Source organism: Bacillus cereus group sp. BfR-BA-01349 (genome assembly GCF_022663795.1).
Classification (GTDB): Bacteria; Bacillota; Bacilli; order Bacillales; family Bacillaceae_G; genus Bacillus_A; species Bacillus_A cereus.
In genome coordinates this window covers 116925-137716 of the sequence record NZ_JAKUGE010000002.1, presented here as the reverse complement: position 1 = coordinate 137716, position 20792 = coordinate 116925, and the positions used below count along the sequence as shown (strand labels likewise).

Here is a 20792-nt window from a genome sequence, read left to right as displayed (position 1 = left end):
ATGAAAATATCATTGTAAATGTTCAACCTTTCTAGATTTAATGTTACAATAGCAATTAGGAAAAACTGCATGGAGGTTTGGAGAATGGCAGGAGGATCAAGATTCCAACAGAAACAACAAAAACGTCGTCAAAACGGTGTTTTAAATATTGCAATCGCTATTGTATTACTATTAGTAGCTATTGTAGCATATCAATTGTTCGTTCCTAGTACGAAAGAGCAAGCATCTTCTACTGATAAGAAAGTCTCTCAACAAACAACAAAGAATGAGAAAGCTGGAAAATCAGAAGATAAAGAAGCTGCTAAGAAAAAAGAAAAAGAACAAGAGCAAGCAGAAGCCAAGAAAAAAGCTGAAGAAGAGAAGCTAAAGGCTGAAGAAGAACAGAAAAAAGCTGAAGAAGAAGCGAAAGCTAACGAGAAAGTATCAGCTGAGAAAACTGTATCTAAGGCAAAAGAGGCGTATACAAAACCTTCTTGGAAAGCTGTAGGAACAGAACAAGGTTCATCACCAGCGATGACGTTTAAACAGGGTTCATCAGATTGGAATGAGATGCAAAGTGCAATTGCTGCAGGTGTTGAAGTACCGAAAGAGCAATTAGTATTCCATTTTGTTGGAAGAGACAAAACTGGAAAGAATAAAGCTTATGGTGATGTTCAAGATAAGCAAAGTGGGAAAAGATATTATGTAAATATTGATTGGGTAGACAATGAGGGCTGGAAACCAGTACTTGTTCAAACTCTAAACTAAAAAAGAGAGGCTCCTTAGGAGCTTCTCTTTTTTGTTAACGCAATTTCTTTAATTTAAAATGAACAACCGCGCTATAATACGGTCTTTTGCTTTCAGGATCCATAACCATCTGATGTGAGATGTGATGAACTTCAAGCATAAGTGCTTTATTATTATCAATTTGTTCACTAATTTTTCGTTCTAAAGAAGCTAAGTCTCCCGCTTCAAAAAACTCTACTTTATCTTCTAACATTTCAAAGGTAAATGACATGAAGACGGCCCCTCTCCTATGTAATCAACTATAGTGTAACAAAGAAAAGAAGGAAATACCATGTACATTTCAATTGACATTTTTAGAAAGAGGGAATATCATACTGATAAAACCGATAAGAAAAAGAGGAATTTTTATGGGTGCAGAATTTAATGGTTTATTTGATGAGTGGGCTCATACGTACGACTCATTTGTACAAGGCGAAGATATACAATATAAAGAAGTTTTCGCCCATTATGAGGACATTCTAGAGGATGTAGTTAACAAGTCATTTGGTAATGTATTAGAATTTGGTGTCGGTACAGGTAATTTAACAGATAAATTATTACTTGCTGGCCGCACAGTTTACGGTATAGAACCGTCGCGTGAAATGCGCATGATTGCAAAAGAGAAATTGCCAAAAGAATTTTCAATTACAGACGGTGATTTTCTTTCGTTTGAAGTTCCAAATTCAATTGATACCATTGTAAGCACCTATGCATTTCATCATTTAACAGATGATGAAAAAAATGTAGCGATTGCGAAGTATAGTCAATTGCTAAACAAAGGTGGTAAAATAGTGTTTGCTGATACGATATTTGCAGATCAAGATGCATATGATAAAACTGTTGAAACAGCAAAACAAAGAGGTTTCCACCAGTTAGCAAACGATTTGCAAACGGAATACTATACACGTATTCCAGTTATGCAGACTATTTTTGAAAACAATGGCTTCCATGTAACGTTCACGAGATTAAATCATTTCGTTTGGGTAATGGAGGCAACTAAGCAATAGAAAGAGGGATTAGATTGAGAATTGCTGTAATTGGAGCAATGGAAGAAGAAGTACGTATTTTACGTGACAAATTAGAACAAGCAGAGACAGAAACAGTTGCAGGTTGTGAATTTACGAAAGGGCTATTAGCAGGGCATGAAGTAATCTTGTTAAAGTCTGGTATTGGTAAAGTAAACGCAGCGATGTCAACGACAATTTTATTAGAAAAATATAAGCCTGAAAAAGTAATTAATACTGGTTCAGCTGGTGGATTCCATCATTCTCTAAACGTAGGTGATGTAGTTATTTCCACTGAAGTTCGTCACCATGACGTAGATGTAACAGCATTTAACTATGAATATGGTCAAGTACCAGGAATGCCGCCTGGATTTAAAGCTGATGAGGCGTTAGTTGCATTAGCTGAGAAATGTATGCAGGCTGAAGAAAATATTCAAGTTGTAAAAGGTATGATTGCAACAGGTGATTCATTTATGAGTGATCCGAACCGCGTTGCAGCCATCCGTGATAAATTTGAAAATCTTTATGCGGTAGAAATGGAAGCAGCAGCAGTTGCACAAGTATGCCACCAATATGAAATTCCGTTTGTTATCATTCGCGCACTTTCTGATATTGCTGGTAAAGAATCAAATGTTTCATTTGATCAGTTTTTAGATCAAGCAGCTCTTCACTCTACAAACTTTATTGTAAAAGTGTTAGAAGAGTTAAAGTAATGTAACAAAAAGGCAACTGTCTCATATAAAGAAAATACATACAGTTGCCTTTTCTTTATTGGCAAACAAGGGGGAGAACACGATGAATGTATATCGTGGAGTTCATGAGTTAATTGGTCATACACCAATTGTAGAAATTACTCGTTTTTCACTTCCGAAAGGGGTCCGTTTATTTGCAAAGCTTGAATTTTATAACCCAGGCGGAAGCGTTAAGGATCGTTTAGGAAGAGAATTAATCGAAGATGCGCTAGAAAAAGGGCTTGTTACCCAGGGTGGAACAATTATTGAACCGACTGCAGGGAATACTGGTATTGGACTGGCACTTGCAGCATTAGAACATGATTTACGTGTTATCGTTTGTGTACCAGAGAAATTTAGTATTGAAAAACAAGAATTAATGAAAGCACTAGGTGCAACGGTCGTGCATACACCGACTGAGCAAGGAATGACCGGTGCAATTGCTAAAGCAAAAGAGTTAGTAAATGAACTACCGAATTCATATTCTCCAAGTCAGTTCGCAAATGAGGCAAATCCTCGTGCATATTTTAAAACATTAGGACCTGAACTGTGGGACGCATTGAATGGAGAGATTAACATATTTGTTGCTGGAGCAGGAACTGGCGGTACGTTTATGGGGACTGCATCTTATTTGAAAGAAAAAAATATAGATATTAAAACAGTGATTGTAGAGCCAGAAGGATCTATTTTAAATGGTGGTAAGGCTGGTTCACATGAGACCGAAGGAATTGGACTGGAATTTATCCCGCCATTTTTGAAGACATCTTATTTTGATGAAATTCATACGATTTCTGATCGAAATGCATTTTTACGAGTGAAAGAATTAGCCCAAAAAGAAGGACTTCTCGTTGGGAGCTCTTCAGGAGCAGCATTTCATGCGAGCTTACTGGAGGCAGAGAAGGCAGCACCAGGTACAAATATTGTAACCATTTTTCCTGATAGCAGTGAGCGCTATTTAAGTAAAGACATATACAAAGGATGGGAATAAAAAATGAGAGCAAAGACAAAGTTAATTCATGGTATTCGCATAGGAGAACCTTCAACTGGATCTGTAAACGTACCGATTTATCAAACAAGTACGTACAAACAAGAAGCGGTTGGTAAGCATCAAGGATATGAATATTCACGTACAGGTAACCCAACACGTGCAGCTTTAGAAGAAATGATTGCTGTATTAGAAAATGGGCATGCTGGATTTGCATTTGGTTCAGGAATGGCTGCTATTACAGCGACAATTATGTTGTTCTCAAAAGGTGACCACGTAATTTTAACAGATGATGTTTATGGCGGAACATACCGCGTTATTACGAAAGTATTAAACCGTTTCGGTATTGAGCATACATTTGTAGATACAACAAACTTAGAGGAAGTTGAAGAAGCGATTCGTCCAAATACGAAAGCAATTTATGTGGAAACACCAACGAATCCACTACTAAAAATTACTGATATTAAGAAAATATCTACTCTTGCTAAAGAGAAAGACTTATTAACAATTATTGATAACACATTCATGACGCCATATTGGCAGTCGCCGATTTCTTTAGGAGCAGATATTGTGCTTCATAGTGCAACGAAATATTTAGGAGGTCATAGTGACGTAGTTGCAGGTTTAGTAGTTGTAAATAGTCCACAACTAGCAGAAGATCTTCACTTTGTACAAAACTCAACAGGAGGTATTCTTGGGCCACAAGATAGCTTCTTACTACTTCGCGGTTTAAAAACATTAGGAATTCGTATGGAAGAACATGAAACGAATTCACGCGCTATTGCTGAGTTCTTAAATAATCATCCAAAAGTAAATAAAGTATATTACCCAGGTCTTGAATCACATCAAAACCACGAATTAGCAACAGAACAAGCAAACGGATTTGGTGCTATTATCTCATTTGATGTAGATAGTGAAGAGACATTAAATAAAGTACTTGAGAAACTACAATACTTTACACTTGCTGAAAGCTTAGGAGCAGTAGAAAGTTTAATTTCTATTCCATCTCAAATGACACATGCATCAATCCCAGCCGATCGCCGCAAAGAATTAGGAATTACAGATACATTAATTCGTATTTCTGTCGGTATTGAAGATGGTGAAGATTTAATTGAAGATTTAGCACAAGCGCTAGCATAATAAAAAATGCACTGCTCTATATTAGCAGTGCGTTTTTTTATTACATCATTTGTGAAACATTTCACAAAATAGACATACACAAACGAAATGATTTCATGTATATTGAATTCAGGAAATGTTACTCACGAACAAACTTGTGAAACTTTTCACAAACAATGAAATTCATGTAGGAAAGCATCTCTATTTTTTTGTGTTAATTGGGACTTATTTTGACCTATAGGGACATATAAGGACCGTGATAGTAGAATAGGAGGAAATTCACATGGTAGTCAAAGAGAAAGTTGTAAATGAAATGCAGGAAGTAAAAAAGATGATTGATACGCTAGTAAATAATGGTCAACAAGCTTTACAAGCATTAGAAAGTTTTACACAAGAGGAAATTGACAACATTTTTCATGAAATGGCATTAGCAGGTGTTGATCAACATATGCCGCTAGCAAAATTGGCAGTTGAAGAAACTGGCCGTGGTGTATATGAAGACAAATGCATTAAAAATATTTTTGCCACTGAATATATTTGGCATAGTATAAAGCAAGATAAAACGGTAGGGATTATTCACGAAGATCCTCATGAAGAAATAATAGAAATCGCGGAACCTGTCGGTGTAGTAGCTGGGGTAACGCCAGTAACGAATCCAACGTCGACAACAATGTTTAAAGCGTTAATTGCGATAAAAACAAGAAATCCAATTATTTTCGCATTTCATCCTTCCGCACAAAAATGTTCTGTGGCAGCAGCGAAAACCGTATATGATGCAGCGATGAAAGCTGGTGCACCAAAACACTGTATTCAATGGATTGAAAGACCGTCTGTTGAAGCGACGAAACAATTGATGAACCATGATGGTGTAGCACTCGTTCTAGCAACTGGAGGCGCTGGTATGGTGAAATCAGCTTACTCTACTGGAAAACCAGCGTTAGGCGTTGGTCCTGGTAATGTACCGTGTTATATAGAAAAATCAGCACATGTAAAACGAGCTGTTAATGATTTAATTTTATCGAAAACATTTGATAACGGTATGATTTGTGCATCGGAACAAGCAATCATTGTCGATAAAGAAATTTATGATGATGTTAAAACAGAAATGATTGAAAACAATTGTTACTTTGTAACAGAAGAAGAAAGAAAAAAATTAGAAAAGCTCGTTATAAATGAAAATACATGTGCAGTAAATAGTGATATTGTAGGGAAATCAGCACAGTATATTGCCGATTTAGTTGGGATCACTGTTCCTGAACATACAAAAATGCTTGTAGCTGAAATTCAAGGTATCGGAGCAGCATATCCGTTATCTCGTGAGAAACTGAGTCCAGTATTAGCTTGTGTGAAGGCGAATTCATTAGAAGAAGGATTTACATATTGCAAAGAAATGTTGAACCTCGGTGGTTTAGGACATTCAGCAGTTATCCATTCTACAAATAAAGATGTGCAAAAGCAATTTGGGTTACGTATGAAAGCTTGCCGTCTCATTGTAAATGCACCTTCATCACAAGGTGGAATAGGGGATATATATAATGGATTTATTCCATCACTTACACTTGGTTGTGGTTCATACGGAAAGAATTCAGTTTCCCAAAATGTAACAGCGACCCATTTATTAAATATAAAAAGGCTGGCAAATAGAAAAAAGAATATGCAGTGGTTCAAACTGCCACCAAAAATTTATTTTGAAAAACATGCTACAGCTTATTTAACAAATATGCCTAACATTTCACGTGCATTTATTGTAACGGACCCCGGAATGGTTGAACATGGCTATGTCGATACAGTCGCGCACTATTTAAACAAGAATGCAAATGATGTGAAAGTTGAAGTTTTCTTTGAGGTCGAACCAGATCCATCAGATGAAACTGTTTTCAAAGGTGCGGAAATGATGAAAAGCTTTAAGCCAGATGTAATTATCGCACTTGGTGGTGGTTCAGCTATGGATGCAGCAAAAGGAATGTGGTTATTCTATGAGCATCCAGAAACGACATTCTATGGTATTAAACAGAAATTTTTAGATATAAGAAAACGTACATGTAAATATCCGGAATTAGGAAATAAGGCGCAGTTTGTTGCGATTCCAACGACATCAGGAACGGGATCAGAAGTGACACCATTTGCGGTTATTACAGATAAGAAAAATAATATAAAGTATCCGCTCGCAGATTATGAATTAACACCAGATGTAGCAATTGTTGATCCACAATTTGTAATGACAGTACCACCACATGTAACAGCAGATACTGGTATGGATGTTTTAACACATGCAATTGAGGCGTATGTGTCTGTTATGGCAAATGACTATACAGATGGATTAGCATTAAAAGCTATTGATCTCGTATTCAAATATTTACCGAGAGCATATAAAGATGGAAATGATGAAGAAGCAAGAGAAAAAATGCATAACGCTTCTGCAATTGCAGGGATGGCATTTGCGAACGCTTTCCTCGGTATTAATCACAGCTTAGCACATAAGATTGGACCAGAATTCCATATTCCGCACGGACGCGCAAATGCCATTCTAATGCCGCACGTAGTCCGCTATAATGCTATTAAGCCAAGAAAACACGCATTGTTCCCAAAATATGAGCACTTTGTGGCAGATGAAAGATATGCACATATAGCGAGAATGCTCGGTCTTCCAGCAAGTTCGGCAGCAGAAGGGGTGGAATCACTCGTCCAAGCAATTATTGAGCTTGGAAAAAGCTTAAATATTAATATGAGTATTGCGGGACAAGGAGTCGATAAAGAGCAATTTGAAGAGGTTGTTGGAGTATTAGCAGAAAGAGCTTTTGAAGATCAATGTACAACTGCTAATCCAAAGTTACCGCTTATTTCAGAGCTGAAAGAAATTTATATGGAAGCATATAAAGGTGAATAATGATAAAAAAAGAGCCGCAGTAAAAGCGGCTCTTTTTTTTATTGGAAAACATCTCCCAGAATGGCTGTATTTACTGGTCTTTCAGTTTCATAGAATATGATACAGTGAAATGGAGGAGTGAGAATATAATGAAAGAATTAAAAGGAAAAATAGAAGATTATACTCGGTTTGGACAAATGCTTCTCGCTGTAAGTACATTGTTAATGGTTGGCTTATTGATTCCGAGTGGAGCAAAAGAGACAATCCAATTTTTTGTTATGATGGGGAGCATCGTTATATTTTTAAGCTTATCGTTCTTTTTCTTTCAGCGTGTGAAAGTGATGCGTGACCAGCTAGAGGAAAATGAATGTGAATAATATTGTTAACTAGAGCGCAGCGAAAAGAAAAAATCTTTTTGTCGCGCTTTTTGTTTTTTGTAGGAAAATATATGCGTTTCGTGTTGACAATGATAATCCTTATCAATTAAAGTAGAATAGTAGTTAATGATTATCATTATCAATTAGAGGTGAAGAAATGAAAAAATCTATTACGCTATTTACAGCGATTTTATCTATTTTTTTCTTGTTAATAGGTTGCAGTGCCAAAGGGGACGAAAAAGCGTCTGCAACCAAAACAGAAAAAGGAAAAGAGAAAATCGAAATTACCGACCTATCAGGAAGAAAGGTAACATTCGATAAAGTGCCAGAAAGTTTTGCAACATTAAGTATGGGGGACATGGATATTATTCATGCTTTAGGTGGAAAAATAGTAGGTCGCCCGGATACGAAATTAACTCTTCCGGATGAGCTAAAGAAAGCACAAGTAATTGGGAATGCACATCAACCGAATTTTGAGCAAATTGTTAGTTTAAAGCCCGATGTACTTGTTGCTAACAATGGATTCCAAAAGAATGTGCCAACGGTTGAAGGACAAGGAACGCAAGTTATCATTTCTTCTGCGAATTCTGTACAAGATATTCAAAAGAATATTGAATTATATGGAACGGTAATGAAGAAAGAAGATAAAGCAAAAGAAATTATTCAAAAAATGAATGATCAAATGAAGAAATATGAGAAAAAGAGCGATGTGAAAGCATTGCTAGTGTATGGCGCACCAGGAACTTATTTAGCGGCATTACCAACATCTTTATCAGGTGATATTTTAGAAAAAACAGGCGGAAAAAATATTGCTTCTGATTTTCCAGAAACGAAAGAATATCCGCAATATGCACAGCTAAGTGTAGAACGTATTATTGAGGCGAATCCAGATGTGATTTATTTAATTACACACGGAGATCCAAAAAGTGTGAAAAAAGCATTCGAAGGCGAAATGATGAAAAATGAAGCGTGGAAAAATTTAGAGGCAGTAAAACAAAACCGCGTAGTTATTTTGCCACCTGATTTATTTGGATCTAATCCTGGTACAAAAGTTACAGAAGCAATGGACTTTATGTATAAAAGTATACAAGATGTAAGGAAATGATACGTATGGAAAGTAGTGAAGTAGTAAGAGAAAAGGAACATCCTTTTGCGAAAAAAAGATGGATAATAGCAGTTACTTTAGTTGTATTAACAATCCTAGGTCTCTTTTACGGTCTTTTCGCAGGAAGTTTATCCTTTTCTGTACGAGATATTCTAACGGGTATACAAGATGAAGGTTCGACAGTTCATCGAATTGTATGGGATCTTCGCATACCGAGAGTGCTCATTGGGTTTATAGTAGGAACATGTTTAGCTGCATCTGGTACACTGCTACAAGGAGTTATGAGAAACCCTCTTGCAGATCCTGGTATTATCGGAGTTTCATCTGGGGCAGGCCTTGTAGCAATTGTCATCATGATTTTATTCCCACAGCATCTAGCTTTTTTACCACTAGGGGCGTTTTTAGGAGCTTTCATAACAGCGATGGTTATTTATGCTTTATCATGGCAAAAAGGGGCACCACCTTCAAGAATCGTCTTAGTAGGGGTGTCGATCAATGCATTAATTGGTGCAGCAACGTCAGCATTAATGTTATTACATAGTGACAAAGTACAATCGGTGTTACCGTGGCTAGCGGGTGGTATTGGTGGTGTAAGTTGGGCACATTTAAATATGATTATTTATTATGCAATATTCGCCATTATATTAGCTTTCTTTGGTATTAAGCATATTCGAGTGTTAATGCTTGGAGATGAAATGGCAAAGTTATTAGGACATAACGTGGAAAAAAGTCGGTTTTATTTAATCGTAGTAAGTACATTATTAGCTGGAATTGCAGTAAGTGTGTCTGGTCTTATTGGATTTGTCGGTCTTGTCGTACCACATATGCTACGTTTATTAGTTGGAAATGATTATAGATATTTGCTACCTTTATCATGCCTTGGCGGCGGGGTATTACTTGTTTTTGCGGATGCAATAGCTCGAAGTTGGTTTGACCCAATCGAATTGCCTGTTGGTATTTTACTGTCCTTCTTAGGTGGTCCGTTCTTCTTATATTTAATTCATAGAGGAGGAAAACAAAGTGATTTCCGTTAACAAAGTGTTTTACGCACACTCTGAAAGATTTCAAATGCAAAATATGAATGTACATATTAAGGCTGGAGAAATCGTTAGTTTAATTGGTCCGAATGGATCGGGAAAATCTACTTTGCTTCGTTTAATAGCAAGGCTACTGAAACAAAGCGAAGGGGACATCATTTTAGATGGGAAAAATATTCATATGATGAAGAGTGCTGATGTAGCGAAGCAATTAGCAATGTTACCACAAATGCATGATCATCAATTAGATTTAACAGTGAAAGAACTAATTGAGTTCGGAAGAGGTCCACATAAATCATGGAGTAGCCACTTAAATAAAGAAGATGAAGAAATTGTTGATTGGGCATTGTCTGTTACAAATCTTGAAGGGTGTGAATATCGTCTTTTACATTCTTTATCAGGAGGAGAACGGCAACGTGCTTGGATTGCGATGACGCTAGCGCAACGTACAAATGTCTTATTATTGGATGAACCAACAACCTTTTTAGATATCGTTCACCAGTTGGAAGTAATGGAACTTGTGAAACGATTAAATGAGGAGTTTGGAATGACAATTATAATGGTTTTACATGACATTAACCAAGCTGCTCAATATAGCGATCGTTTACTTGTATTAAAGCGAGGGAAAATTCAGTATGATGGTATACCAGAAGAAGTACTATGCCATGAAATGTTTCAACATGTATTTGGCATAGATGTAGATATTTTTCAGGGAAGTGACAAGCCTTTTTTTACACCGAAACGAATTTCTAAAAGGGGAGAAGAGCGATGCAAACAGAAGAGCGTATTACCATTGAATTAGTAAGAAAATTTGTTATGGCAGCTCACGGGGATTTAGAGAAAGTACAAGAGCTATTGGTTGAATCACCAAGCTTACTTCACGCCTCTTATAATTGGGGTGGATCAGATTGGGAAAGTGCGTTAGGCGCATCGGCACATGTAGGTCGTAAAGATATTGCTCTTTATTTACTAGAAAAGGGTGCTCGGATGGATATTTTTGCAGCAGCTATGCTTGGTGAATTAGAAGTTGTACAAGCTATTTTAGTAGCTCAACCAGAAGCATTGCGCGCATCTGGTCCTCATGGTATTTCGCTTCTTCAACATGCACGAATGGGTGGAGAGAAATCTAAGCGTGTATATGATTATTTAGCAATACTATCTTAATGAACGAAGGAAGTTCTTATGTGCGGTAAACTTTTCACTTGAAACAATTGGAAAGTTTACCGCCCGTTAGAACGGGATAAGTATCTAGTATATTTGAAAATCCTACCCCCCCCCCTCAATTGTAGTTTTCTTTATGCTAGTTATGATATGGATGCAGTGGACAATATTTGTCTACTGCTTTTTTTGTTTCTATAAGATTGAATATTCTGTGTTATGTAGTTGATTCATTTATAATAAATGGTAACATTTATTGTGCATACAAAATATGATTGTGAAATTAAGAAGAAATTAGTAGAAAGGAGTGAAGGAATGTTTCATACAGACCGTTTACAAATTCGTAAATATACAATGGATGATTTACAGTTCTACGCTTCACTATGGGGAAACGAAAAAGTAATGCGCTATATTGGAAATGGGAATTTAAAAACATATATGCAATGTAAAAAAAGTTTGGAAGAGTGGGTAATTCCTAGCTATAAAAACGGCCTCGGTTTATTTGTATTAATTGAAAAGGAAACGGGGATACGGATTGGTCATGCAGGATTAGTAAAGCAGCAGATAGATGGAAAAGAGGAAATTGAAATTGGTTATTGGTTATTACCTCAGTATTGGGGAAAAGGCTATGCGAAAGAAGCAGCGGCAGCATTTCGAGACTATGGCTTCCAAGCGTTACGAATGAATAAATTGATTTCTCTTATTAATCCGGACCACCCCGCCTCAATCTTTGTCGCTAGAAAAACGGGGCTTAGTTATGAGAAAACAACTTCATTTCATGGGATGGATGTTCTCGTTTATTCCATTAGGCGCGTTGGATGAAAAAAGGTTAATTGCATTTTTTGAAGAATGGTATATAAAAATAAAAGGGGGGATTACATGTACATTTATCATAATGGACTTATTATTCGTGAGGGAACGAATGGTGTACCTGCATATGCAATTAAGACTTTATTTGAAGATGCCGGTTGGAGCAATGATAATATCCCTTCTTGGCAAATTGAAAAATTCACGATAGCATTTGAAAATTCAACATGGGCATTCACAATCTGGGATGAAGAAGAGATGATTGCCATGGTTAGAGTCATTTCTGATGGAATCATGGTCGCGAACATAGTAAATTTAGTTGTGAAATGTGAATATAGAGGGAAGGGATTAGGTAAGAAACTTGTCGCTCTTTGTTTGCAAAAGCTACCACATGGTGACTGGTTTGCACATACTTCTGCGAACAATTTTGATTTTTATAGAAGCTGTGGATTTGAAGTTAGAGAGCTATCGAGAAATGGAACATGTGCGTATTATGGATATCAAGTCGCCAAAAGAGATGGTCACCGATAAATGAATGGCAAGTAAAAAAGTATAGCGAGGTAATTTTGAGACTTTTGATAATAGAGAATGGATTGAGGCTCGTTTTATGATAAAATAAAAGAAAGTTCTGTTTATTTCTAGGGGGATAAAAATGAGTATAAAAGTTGGGGATGTATTTAAATATGAAAGAAGGTTTACTGAGGAAGAGGTTTTTGAATTTGCAAATATTACCGGTGATAAAGGTAGACACCATGTGGAATACGATGAAGATGGAAGATTAATGGTTCATGGTTTATTGACTGCTAGCATTGGGACGAAAGTGGGAGAAGAGTTACATTACATAGCAAGAGAATTAGTAAGTGAGTTTATTAGACCAGTGTTCACAGGAGATACGATCACTTATGAACTAACTTTAACAAATGTTGAGCAAATGGAAGGCTATAAAAAAGGTTCAATCGAGTCAGTTTATCGCAATCAGCATGAAAAGACTGTACTAGTTGGGACAAGTTATGGAATTATAAGGGGATAAAAAAGAAGCCTGTTTAACAGGCTTCTTTTTTATTATTTAGTAAACACGTTTTCGATTTTCTGCATAACTAGAGATGAGTAATAATGCAGTTTCTTCTCCTATATTACGAACAATATGAGGAACACATGCATTCCATGAGAAAGAATCACCTTCTTCTACAATTGCAATATCTTCACCGTGCTGAACTTCTAGTTTTCCGCGTAATACAAGGTGACATTCTTCCCCTTCATGGGCATTTGGTGAGTTTTCTTTCGGGAATCCAGTAGGGATTTCTACTAAAGATAGGCGAAGGCCCCCTTGCTCCGCAACATGTTCAATTCTTTGCTCATCTTTGCCGTATACACTGTATTTCCGTTCTTCTTTTTTGACAATTTTTAATCGATCTTTTTGCTCTAACAATAAATAGGGAAGGGGAACGTTTAAAAAATTGGAGATCGTTTCTAAAGTTGAGATAGATGGTGATGTTTTATTATTTTCAACCTGACTCATAAATCCTTTAGAAAGACCTGTTCCCTCACAAATTTGTGCGATTGTTATGCCCCTACGTTGACGAATTTCACGTATTGCAGAACCAATATTCATAAAATCAAGCTCCTTTTTGTAAACAACTATTTGTATCATAGCAAAAAAAATATATTTTTTCCCAGTGAAAATGAATTGACGAATAAAAAAAATTAGTGTATGTTTTGTAATGTAAATAAAAGTTTTATATAGTAAAACTATAAAGGAGAGAAAGAAATGAATCAACATATTGGTAACTTAATTATTCGTATCGTGTTAGGGGTAACATTCTTCATGCACGGTTTAACAAAATTCCAATCAGGAATTGACAATATTGCAGGGTGGTTTACAAGCATTGGTTTACCAGGAGGACTTGCATACGGTGTAGCAACATTTGAATTAGTTGGAGGCCTATTATTAATTCTAGGTTTAGGTGTAAGATATATTGGATTATTATTTGCACTTGTTATGGTTGGAGCAATCGTAAAAGTGAAATGGTCAGCTGGTTTATTGGGAGATGGAAAAAATCCTGGTTTCGAATTAGAACTTGCATTATTAGCAATGGGTGCATACTTATTTGTTGCAAAAGCTGATGGTTTTGTAGATAATTTCTTAAAAGAAAAAATGTCAAAGAAGAAATAATTTAAATGGGGGAGGCTAACAAGATGAGTTTTCAACTTCATCCCAATACAACACTTGATGTTGTTCATTTATACGTATCTAATGTAAAGAAATCACTAGAGTTTTATACGGAAGTACTAAGTATGAAGGTGCTAAAAGAAGAAAAAGCAGTCGTTACATTTGGGAATGAAAATGATGAACCACTTCTTATCATTGAAGAAAAGAAAGAAGCTTTTCCGAAGCAAAGAGGAAGAACAGGGTTATATCATTACGCAATTTTATTACCAAGTAGGCAGGATTTAGCGAATGTTCTTCGTCATCTTGTAGAAATGGTATATCCACTACATGGCGGGGCCGATCATTACTTTAGTGAAGCTCTTTATTTAGCTGATCCAGATGGAAACGGGATTGAAATTTATCATGATCGACAAAAAGAAGTTTGGCGTGATGAGAATGGAGAGCTCCCATTTGTTAGTAACCCGTTAGCTGGTGAAGAATTATTGCAGCAAGGAAGTACATGGAGTGGATTTCCAGCTGGTACTGTGATGGGGCATATTCATTTCCATGTAGCTGATTTAGAGGAAGCGAAACGTTTCTATGTTGATGGTCTTGGTTTTGAAGTAACGATCCCAGCTCGTAATGGAGCGTTGTTCGTATCAGCAGGTGGCTATCATCACCATATCGGTTTAAATACATGGCAAGGTGAAGGGGTACCACCGCAAATGCCAGGTTCTGTTGGTTTGAAATATTTCACAATTGTACTAGCGGATGAAAAACAAAAAGAACAAGTATGTGAAAGCTTAAAAAATATTGGCAAGATTGCTACGTACAAAGATGGAATATTACAAGTCGAGGATCCATTTGGACATTGTATCCATTTCAAAATAAAAGGAGAAGCCTAAAAAGGCTTCTCTTTTTTATTTTCTTATAATTGCATTTTCGTTTTGTAAAAATAGTTCATCAAATTGTTTTGCAAGCTCAAAATCTAGTTTCGTTAAACCTTTTGCATTCCAAGATGACAAAGTAATAATAACTGCTTTATACTGGATAAGGATAAATGGATGGTGATTATGTTCTTCTGATAGTTTGGCGGCTTCAGAGACAAATTCGACTCCTTTTAAGTAGTCGGAAAACATATATTTTCGTTCAATCCATTTCTCATCTTTTACCATCCATTTATCTACCTTCAATAATTCCTCGTGAACTTCTTCTTCAGTTAATCTTAGCATCATTTTTCACATCCTTTATTGGAAGTAACGCAAGACCATTGTTAATAAGGCGTGTTACAGCTTCGTCAGTTGTGAAAGTAGAAAGTTGATGTAGTAATGCTGCAGATGTTTCATGCCCTTTGTTATGCTCTAAAAGTAACTCTAATACTTCAAGGCGCAGCAACCATTCTTTCGCATAAAATTTATTTAATACTTCTTGAATTGCTACTAATTGATCGATATGCGCGTCGTGTAAAATCCCCTCACTTCGAATATCTCGAACTGTTTGATACATACGCTCGAGTTCATTCAGTACAAGCGGAGCAGGAATTTCTTGAACTTCTTCATCCATTGGGAAAAATGCTGCTGCATCTGCGGCACCTGGGAATACTGAAGTGATTTGTGAGCCAACAGCCATATCAAATGCGCCCCATGAAGCATCAAATAAAACGCGGGCGTTATAAGTAACTGTGCAATCGATAAAGGAAATAAGAGCAATTTTCTTATCGTTTTTCACAATATCTGTTACTGTTCCTTTTACATGAATACCACTTGCAAAAGTAAACTCAGCGATAGTTCCAATTGTAATTCCTAATGATTGTAGTTGTTCGTCTGTACAATTTTCTAATGCAATATTTTCAGTAAGTAATCCAATCGGTGTTCCAAATCCGTCACTGTGTACAGAAGTAGAATGATTCGCTAACTGTTTATTATGAAGCGCTAATGCCGTTGGCGAATTTGTTCGCATGTAAATTAATTCACCTGCATCGTTTTCAATTGTCTCGCTAAATGTACCTGTGATTTGTAATCCGCTATTTAGCTCAGCTGTTGCATAGTTCTCAGAGCGAATTGCTTTTTCTAAACCTTCTTTTCCACCTGTTTTAAAGGCCATTGTTTTAGAAAATGTTTCAAGCGCATCTGTTAATTCTTCAAAGGACTTGCAAACGAATAGTTGTGGTTGCATTTTTGTTACGTCATAAGTTGTCCCTGTACATGCTTCGATAGAAAATGGAACTTTTTCTACAGCGTCTGTTAAGCAATGTTTGCTTTCGCCAACAGAAGAAAGGAGACCAGCACCATATATTTTTGGATCATCTATATTTCCAATCAATCCATATTCTACTGTCCACCAGAAAAGACGTGAAATTTGTTCAGCTTCTGATAAACCAGAAACTAAGTTTTGTTTTTCGATTACAGCATTTTCAGCAGCCTTAACTTCATCAGGAGTAGAAGTAGGACTTTCTTTTACTATCGTTAATGTACGAACAGCTTCAAATGCATCATGTTCTTCTTTTGTAGAGAAAGCTTTTGCACCAATTTGCCCAAAACGTTTCACATATTTTGCATATGTAGGATCAAGTAAAATCGGTGCGTGTCCTGCGGCTTCGTGTACGATATCTGGAGCTGGTGTGTACTCGATATTTTCTACTTTCCGAATATCTGTTGCGATTGGTAGTAATCCGTGTCCTTGGAAATCGAAGAATGCTACACCGGGAATAAGTCCGTCAATCGTTACAGCGCCCCAGCCACTTGGTGCCAAACACTCATTCATTTCTTCTACTTTTGGAATTGAATCTATATTAATACCAGATGATTGTAGTCCGTTCACATAGGCTGGATGAGCAACGTCTTTTAAGAAACTATGATTTTGTCTCATAATATAACGCCACACAGCGTGATTCACCGGTGTGTATTGATCATAATGTTGTGTGGATACGAATGGTTTTAAATGCGATGGGATTTCTGTTTTCTTTGTCATTTAGACATCCTCCTTTTTTTTTCAATAAAATTGAATATCGATTTCGTAAGCTTGTATCACCTCCTTTCATTTTTGTAAGCGCTTATAAAATTTTATCATAAGATTCGGAATTACTTAACATATGTTTCTGTGAGAAATAGAAAAAGCCCCTATCGGAAAATCCGATAGGGGCGAAAGAATCGCGGTACCACCCTATTTGTAAGAGAAAATATACTTACATCTCAATTAATGATAACGGAAAAATTCCGTCTTTTCCTTCATGCATAAAAGCACTACGAAAAAGAAGCTCCAGAATTGTAATTCATACTTATATATGTGCTAATTTCCACCGACCATTAGCTCTCTGTAACAGGGATATAAGATACTACTGCGATTCTTTCAACGCGTATATATGAAATTGTGTAAGAGGATGGATGCAAAAAAGTCCCTATCGGAAAATCCGATAGGGACGATAAAAATCGCGGTACCACCCTATTTGTAAACAACTAATTGTTTACCACTCACTTTACGATAACGGAAAGATCCGTCTTTCTCTTCATGCCATAAAAAGCATTACGGGAAAGAAGCTCCAGAATTGTAATTCACGCTTGTATATGTACTGATTCGCACCAACCATCAGTTCTCTGAGACAGTGATATAAGTCGCTACTAGCATTCCTTCAAAGCCGATATATAATTCGTTCAACTAAACTATGTTTTGTATTATAAAACTATATTAAAAAAATTGTCAACAAAAATTTTTTATCCCGTGTTAATGAGCAGTAAAATTCCTACCTCAAAATTCAGTGGAAGTAAAGAAGTAAAGAAGTAAAGAAGTAAAGAAGTAAAGAAGTAAGATGGGAGCCTAACTGCTCGTGAACCCCCGATTGGTGAAGGCTAATAATCAGTGGGGATGAACGAAATCTCCACTGATTAAAATTTCACTTTATTTCACTTCTAAATTAACAGTTAAATTAGAGGTATTGCCAGCTGCATCAGTTGCTACAATGTGAATAGTATTTTTTCCTTCGTGTAATTGAGTGCGATCGAAATAAATGTCATAGCTTTTCTCCCAAGGGTTCAGGAATGCCTGTTCCCATACACCATTTCCGTTAATTTCATATTGCATTCTCACTGGAATACCAGGTGCTATCCAACCAGATTCTGACATCCAATCTAGTAGAATATCATCAACTTTTCCTCTAATTACAAGATTTTCTTGGTCAACCTCGTGTGTTAACTTAGGTGCAGTTCGATCAAGAAATACAGCAGCTGTTTGCTTTGTTTCTCCGCCAGAATTAGAAGCAACTGCTTCAATTTGATATAGCCCGTCAGTTAAAGGAGTGCCATCTGCTTTTGTACCATTCCATTTGAAAGGTTTATACCCAGGAGTTGCATTTTTAGCTTGATGGATAATCCCTTGATACGTTACATGTTCTTTCGTAACTAAATTTGCATGCAATGTGATATCATCCACAGGCGCAACTAAATAGTAGTTGATGAGATTATCATCTAGTACGTGGTCGCCATTTGGGCTAAAAGTAGAATTAATAATTTCAAGTCCATCGATACGTTTATAATCTTTAGGATCGATACTAAATGTGAATGGAATTCGAATTTCTTCTTTTGCCCCTTGTTCTTTTACATATACATTTCCAGTATATACACCTTGTTGTAGTGAGTTATCTACAGTGATAGTAAATGGTTTTTCGGTACTACTATTCGGTTGTATGCTAATCGATGAAGGGACAGAAGCTTTTACTTTTGTTTTTGTGTTTGCATCTAGTAATTCCACACGAGTTGAAAAACTTTTCTTTTTACTAGAAAGGTTTTGTAATGTAACATTTTGCGTCAGTTTTACTTTTCCGCTATTGGGCTTAATAAGACCGAAGCTGACATTGTTAGGTTTTACTAATATATTTGTTTGAGCTGCTTTCGGAATGTTAATTAAACCAGATCCTTGTGCCATAACAGGGTATGTATTTTCATTGACATCATGTAATGTTTTGGCATTGTTGGCAAGAGCCGCTTTCAATTGTTCTGTCGTCCAATCAGGATGCATTTGACGCAAGAGGGCAACCGCTCCAGCTACTTGCGGAGCAGCCATACTTGTTCCGTTATGCGATTCATAGCCGCCTCGCGGTACTGTACTAGTAATTTGTACTCCAGGTGCAACAACATCAGGCTTTATTAGCCAACTTCCTTGTGATGGTCCTCTTGAACTAAAGTTACCGATAAGTTCTGTTTGCTTTGGTTGTCCAATTTTTATGTTTTTCTTTCGTTTTGTAATTAAAGTTTTTAATTCTTCCCCATTTGTATTTGATAATTGCGTTACTGGGACAGCTAGATGTTCACGTGAAAAATATTCCGGCATCATATTAATTTCTTTTTCGCTAGAGATTAATAACACACCAAGTGCACCAGCTTGCTTCGCTTGTTCTGCTTTTACTAATGTACTAGAAGTACCTTGTAAAATAAGTGCGAATTTCCCTTTTACATCTTGTTTTGCATAAACACTTGGATTGCCATAACCAACATATACAAGAGGGGAATCATTTCCTATTGGAAAATCGGATTTTGATAACGGTAACCCTTGATATGTTTTGCTGGAACCAGCTACTTGGAATGTTGGAAACGGGATAGAAACCGTAGATGCTCCAACAGAAATGACACTACTTGCGTTACCGGGAGCATCAACAGACCAAGGTTTTGGTCCGTCATTTCCATTTGAAACGACAGCAGTAACACCAAGTTTCGCTGCTCGTTCTAACGTTAATGTTACAGGCTGATCAGGTACATTTAAATCCTGCCCAAGGGAGAGGTTTAACACATCCGCACCATCTTGAATCGCTCGCTCAATCCCTTGGATAATATCATCTGTTGTACCAGTTCCACCGTCATTCATTACACGATAGGCTAGAATAGAAGCGTTTGGAGCAACGCCTTTAATTTTTCCGTTACCTGCAATAATTCCAGCTACATGAGTACCATGTACGTTACCATCCATTGGATCGTTATCTTCATCAACCGTGTCATATCCACCGATATAATTTGCCTTTAAGTCAGGGTGTGTATAGTCTACGCCAGAGTCGATAATGGCTACTTTCATGCCTTTTCCATCAAGCGGTTTGCCAGATGGATCTTTTAAATTCCACGCTTCAGGTGCACCAATTGTCGGTCCACCGATATTTGGTGCTTCTTCGTTAGTAGCACTTTTTGATGTTTCATGCAATTTATATGTTAAGTTCGGATAGACTGCTTTTACTTCAGGTAAAGAGGCAAGAGAGGTAATTTGATCTCCAGGAACTGAAATAGAGAATCCGGAAAATAACGTATTATACACTTCTTTAATTTTTGCACCAGGTGCTTTTTCTTTTATTTTCTTAGTCGTATCTTCTTGTGCTTTTTTTAGCTCAGCATGATAAGACTGCGCATTACTATTTTGGAAATCTGGAGCATGCTGAATATTACTTTGAGCAGCGAGAGGTGCGTGTTGCAATTCTACAATTACTGATATTTCTTTTGTTGTTTTCGTTTCAACATTTTGAGCAATTTTATGTTCTCCCCACTGTTCAATCGTTGTTTTTAATTGTGGACTAAATTGCTTTTCCTTTTGTAGTGATTCAGCATGAGCGCTTAAAGCTCCAAAACTAGAAAAGACAAGCGCCATGCTTAATAGTGTAGATGTAGTTTTTTTCATTGATACTCCCCCTAATAAAAGTGCTAATATTCAGAAATAAA

Annotated in this window: 21 protein-coding genes and 2 other annotated features; of the genes, 16 read left to right on the top strand and 5 right to left on the bottom strand. The window is 36.7% G+C overall.

Annotated features, from left to right (window positions below):
- Window positions 1–84: 84 nt before the first annotated feature.
- A complete protein-coding gene (locus tag MR169_RS02030) occupies window positions 85–747 on the top strand; it encodes a DUF1510 family protein (RefSeq protein ID WP_242318812.1) in 663 nt (220 codons plus the stop codon).
- 34 nt (window positions 748–781) lie between these two features.
- Here MR169_RS02030 and MR169_RS02025 read toward each other — a convergent pair whose 3' ends face one another.
- Window positions 782–997 (bottom strand): YrzA family protein, encoded by a 216-nt coding sequence (locus tag MR169_RS02025; RefSeq protein WP_000010984.1) that lies wholly within the window; start codon window positions 995–997, stop codon window positions 782–784.
- Between the two features lie 136 nt (window positions 998–1133).
- On the opposite strand from MR169_RS02025, the gene MR169_RS02020 reads away from it, so the two are divergent.
- The 13 genes from MR169_RS02020 (at window position 1134) to MR169_RS01960 (ending at window position 12984) form a co-directional block, all read left to right on the top strand.
- Complete coding sequence (locus MR169_RS02020; protein ID WP_242318811.1) at window positions 1134–1772, top strand: class I SAM-dependent methyltransferase; 639 nt, start codon at window positions 1134–1136, stop codon at window positions 1770–1772.
- A gap of 14 nt (window positions 1773–1786) precedes the next feature.
- Window positions 1787–2482, top strand: coding sequence for a 5'-methylthioadenosine/S-adenosylhomocysteine nucleosidase (mtnN, locus tag MR169_RS02015; RefSeq protein ID WP_001217024.1), 696 nt, complete (start codon window positions 1787–1789; stop codon window positions 2480–2482).
- 82 nt (window positions 2483–2564) lie between these two features.
- Window positions 2565–3488, top strand: coding sequence for an O-acetylserine dependent cystathionine beta-synthase (locus MR169_RS02010; protein ID WP_001103881.1), 924 nt, complete (start codon window positions 2565–2567; stop codon window positions 3486–3488).
- 3 nt (window positions 3489–3491) lie between these two features.
- Window positions 3492–4625, top strand: a complete 1134-nt coding sequence (locus tag MR169_RS02005) for a bifunctional cystathionine gamma-lyase/homocysteine desulfhydrase (protein WP_001201908.1) — start codon at window positions 3492–3494, stop codon at window positions 4623–4625.
- Window positions 4626–4887: 262 nt separating this feature from the next.
- On the top strand, window positions 4888–7491 hold the full coding sequence (gene adhE / locus MR169_RS02000; protein ID WP_242318810.1) for a bifunctional acetaldehyde-CoA/alcohol dehydrogenase: 2604 nt from the start codon (window positions 4888–4890) through the stop codon (window positions 7489–7491).
- A 128-nt stretch (window positions 7492–7619) separates the two neighbouring features.
- Window positions 7620–7847, top strand: coding sequence for a YrhC family protein (locus MR169_RS01995; protein ID WP_000661265.1), 228 nt, complete (start codon window positions 7620–7622; stop codon window positions 7845–7847).
- Between the two features lie 157 nt (window positions 7848–8004).
- The gene (locus tag MR169_RS01990; RefSeq protein WP_000748455.1) at window positions 8005–8952 is read left to right on the top strand and encodes an ABC transporter substrate-binding protein; all 948 of its coding nucleotides are present in this window, start codon (window positions 8005–8007) and stop codon (window positions 8950–8952) included.
- A gap of 5 nt (window positions 8953–8957) precedes the next feature.
- Window positions 8958–9986 carry a FecCD family ABC transporter permease gene (locus MR169_RS01985; RefSeq protein ID WP_002000971.1) on the top strand — a complete coding sequence of 343 codons (1029 nt, stop codon included), beginning with the start codon at window positions 8958–8960 and terminating at the stop codon, window positions 9984–9986.
- Entirely contained in the window at window positions 9973–10791 is an 819-nt protein-coding gene (locus tag MR169_RS01980; protein ID WP_000626524.1) for an ABC transporter ATP-binding protein, read from the top strand. The genes MR169_RS01985 and MR169_RS01980 overlap by 14 nt, the downstream gene beginning before the upstream one ends.
- Window positions 10758–11153 (top strand): ankyrin repeat domain-containing protein, encoded by a 396-nt coding sequence (locus tag MR169_RS01975; RefSeq protein WP_016118650.1) that lies wholly within the window; start codon window positions 10758–10760, stop codon window positions 11151–11153. Before MR169_RS01980 ends, MR169_RS01975 begins: the two co-directional genes overlap by 34 nt.
- Before the next feature lie 237 nt (window positions 11154–11390).
- Window positions 11391–11969 (top strand): GNAT family N-acetyltransferase, encoded by a 579-nt coding sequence (locus MR169_RS01970; RefSeq protein WP_136986246.1) that lies wholly within the window; start codon window positions 11391–11393, stop codon window positions 11967–11969.
- A 57-nt stretch (window positions 11970–12026) separates the two neighbouring features.
- The gene (locus MR169_RS01965; protein ID WP_000276114.1) at window positions 12027–12485 is read left to right on the top strand and encodes a GNAT family N-acetyltransferase; all 459 of its coding nucleotides are present in this window, start codon (window positions 12027–12029) and stop codon (window positions 12483–12485) included.
- A gap of 121 nt (window positions 12486–12606) precedes the next feature.
- Window positions 12607–12984, top strand: coding sequence for a hotdog family protein (locus MR169_RS01960; protein ID WP_242318809.1), 378 nt, complete (start codon window positions 12607–12609; stop codon window positions 12982–12984).
- Between the two features lie 36 nt (window positions 12985–13020).
- Here MR169_RS01960 and MR169_RS01955 read toward each other — a convergent pair whose 3' ends face one another.
- A complete protein-coding gene (locus MR169_RS01955; RefSeq protein ID WP_001020693.1) occupies window positions 13021–13566 on the bottom strand; it encodes a helix-turn-helix domain-containing protein in 546 nt (181 codons plus the stop codon).
- Window positions 13567–13722: 156 nt separating this feature from the next.
- On the opposite strand from MR169_RS01955, the gene MR169_RS01950 reads away from it, so the two are divergent.
- Both MR169_RS01950 and MR169_RS01945 read left to right on the top strand, forming a co-directional pair.
- Window positions 13723–14127, top strand: coding sequence for a DoxX family protein (locus MR169_RS01950; RefSeq protein ID WP_001071552.1), 405 nt, complete (start codon window positions 13723–13725; stop codon window positions 14125–14127).
- 23 nt (window positions 14128–14150) lie between these two features.
- The gene (locus tag MR169_RS01945; protein WP_000009857.1) at window positions 14151–15008 is read left to right on the top strand and encodes a VOC family protein; all 858 of its coding nucleotides are present in this window, start codon (window positions 14151–14153) and stop codon (window positions 15006–15008) included.
- A 15-nt stretch (window positions 15009–15023) separates the two neighbouring features.
- Here the strand turns inward: MR169_RS01945 and MR169_RS01940 are convergent, their stop codons facing one another.
- The 3 genes from MR169_RS01940 to MR169_RS01930 all read right to left on the bottom strand — a co-directional run bounded on the left by MR169_RS01940 (window position 15024) and on the right by MR169_RS01930 (window position 20751).
- On the bottom strand, window positions 15024–15338 hold the full coding sequence (locus MR169_RS01940; protein WP_000979538.1) for a 4a-hydroxytetrahydrobiopterin dehydratase: 315 nt from the start codon (window positions 15336–15338) through the stop codon (window positions 15024–15026).
- Complete coding sequence (locus MR169_RS01935; protein WP_000163212.1) at window positions 15319–17073, bottom strand: aromatic amino acid hydroxylase; 1755 nt, start codon at window positions 17071–17073, stop codon at window positions 15319–15321. Before MR169_RS01935 ends, MR169_RS01940 begins: the two co-directional genes overlap by 20 nt.
- A gap of 163 nt (window positions 17074–17236) precedes the next feature.
- Window positions 17237–17464: a binding site (T-box leader), on the bottom strand.
- A 50-nt stretch (window positions 17465–17514) separates the two neighbouring features.
- Window positions 17515–17744 (bottom strand) — a binding site (T-box leader).
- Between the two features lie 253 nt (window positions 17745–17997).
- Window positions 17998–20751: a S8 family peptidase gene (locus tag MR169_RS01930; protein WP_242318808.1), complete on the bottom strand. Its 2754-nt coding sequence runs from the start codon at window positions 20749–20751 to the stop codon at window positions 17998–18000.
- Window positions 20752–20792 lie beyond the last annotated feature (41 nt).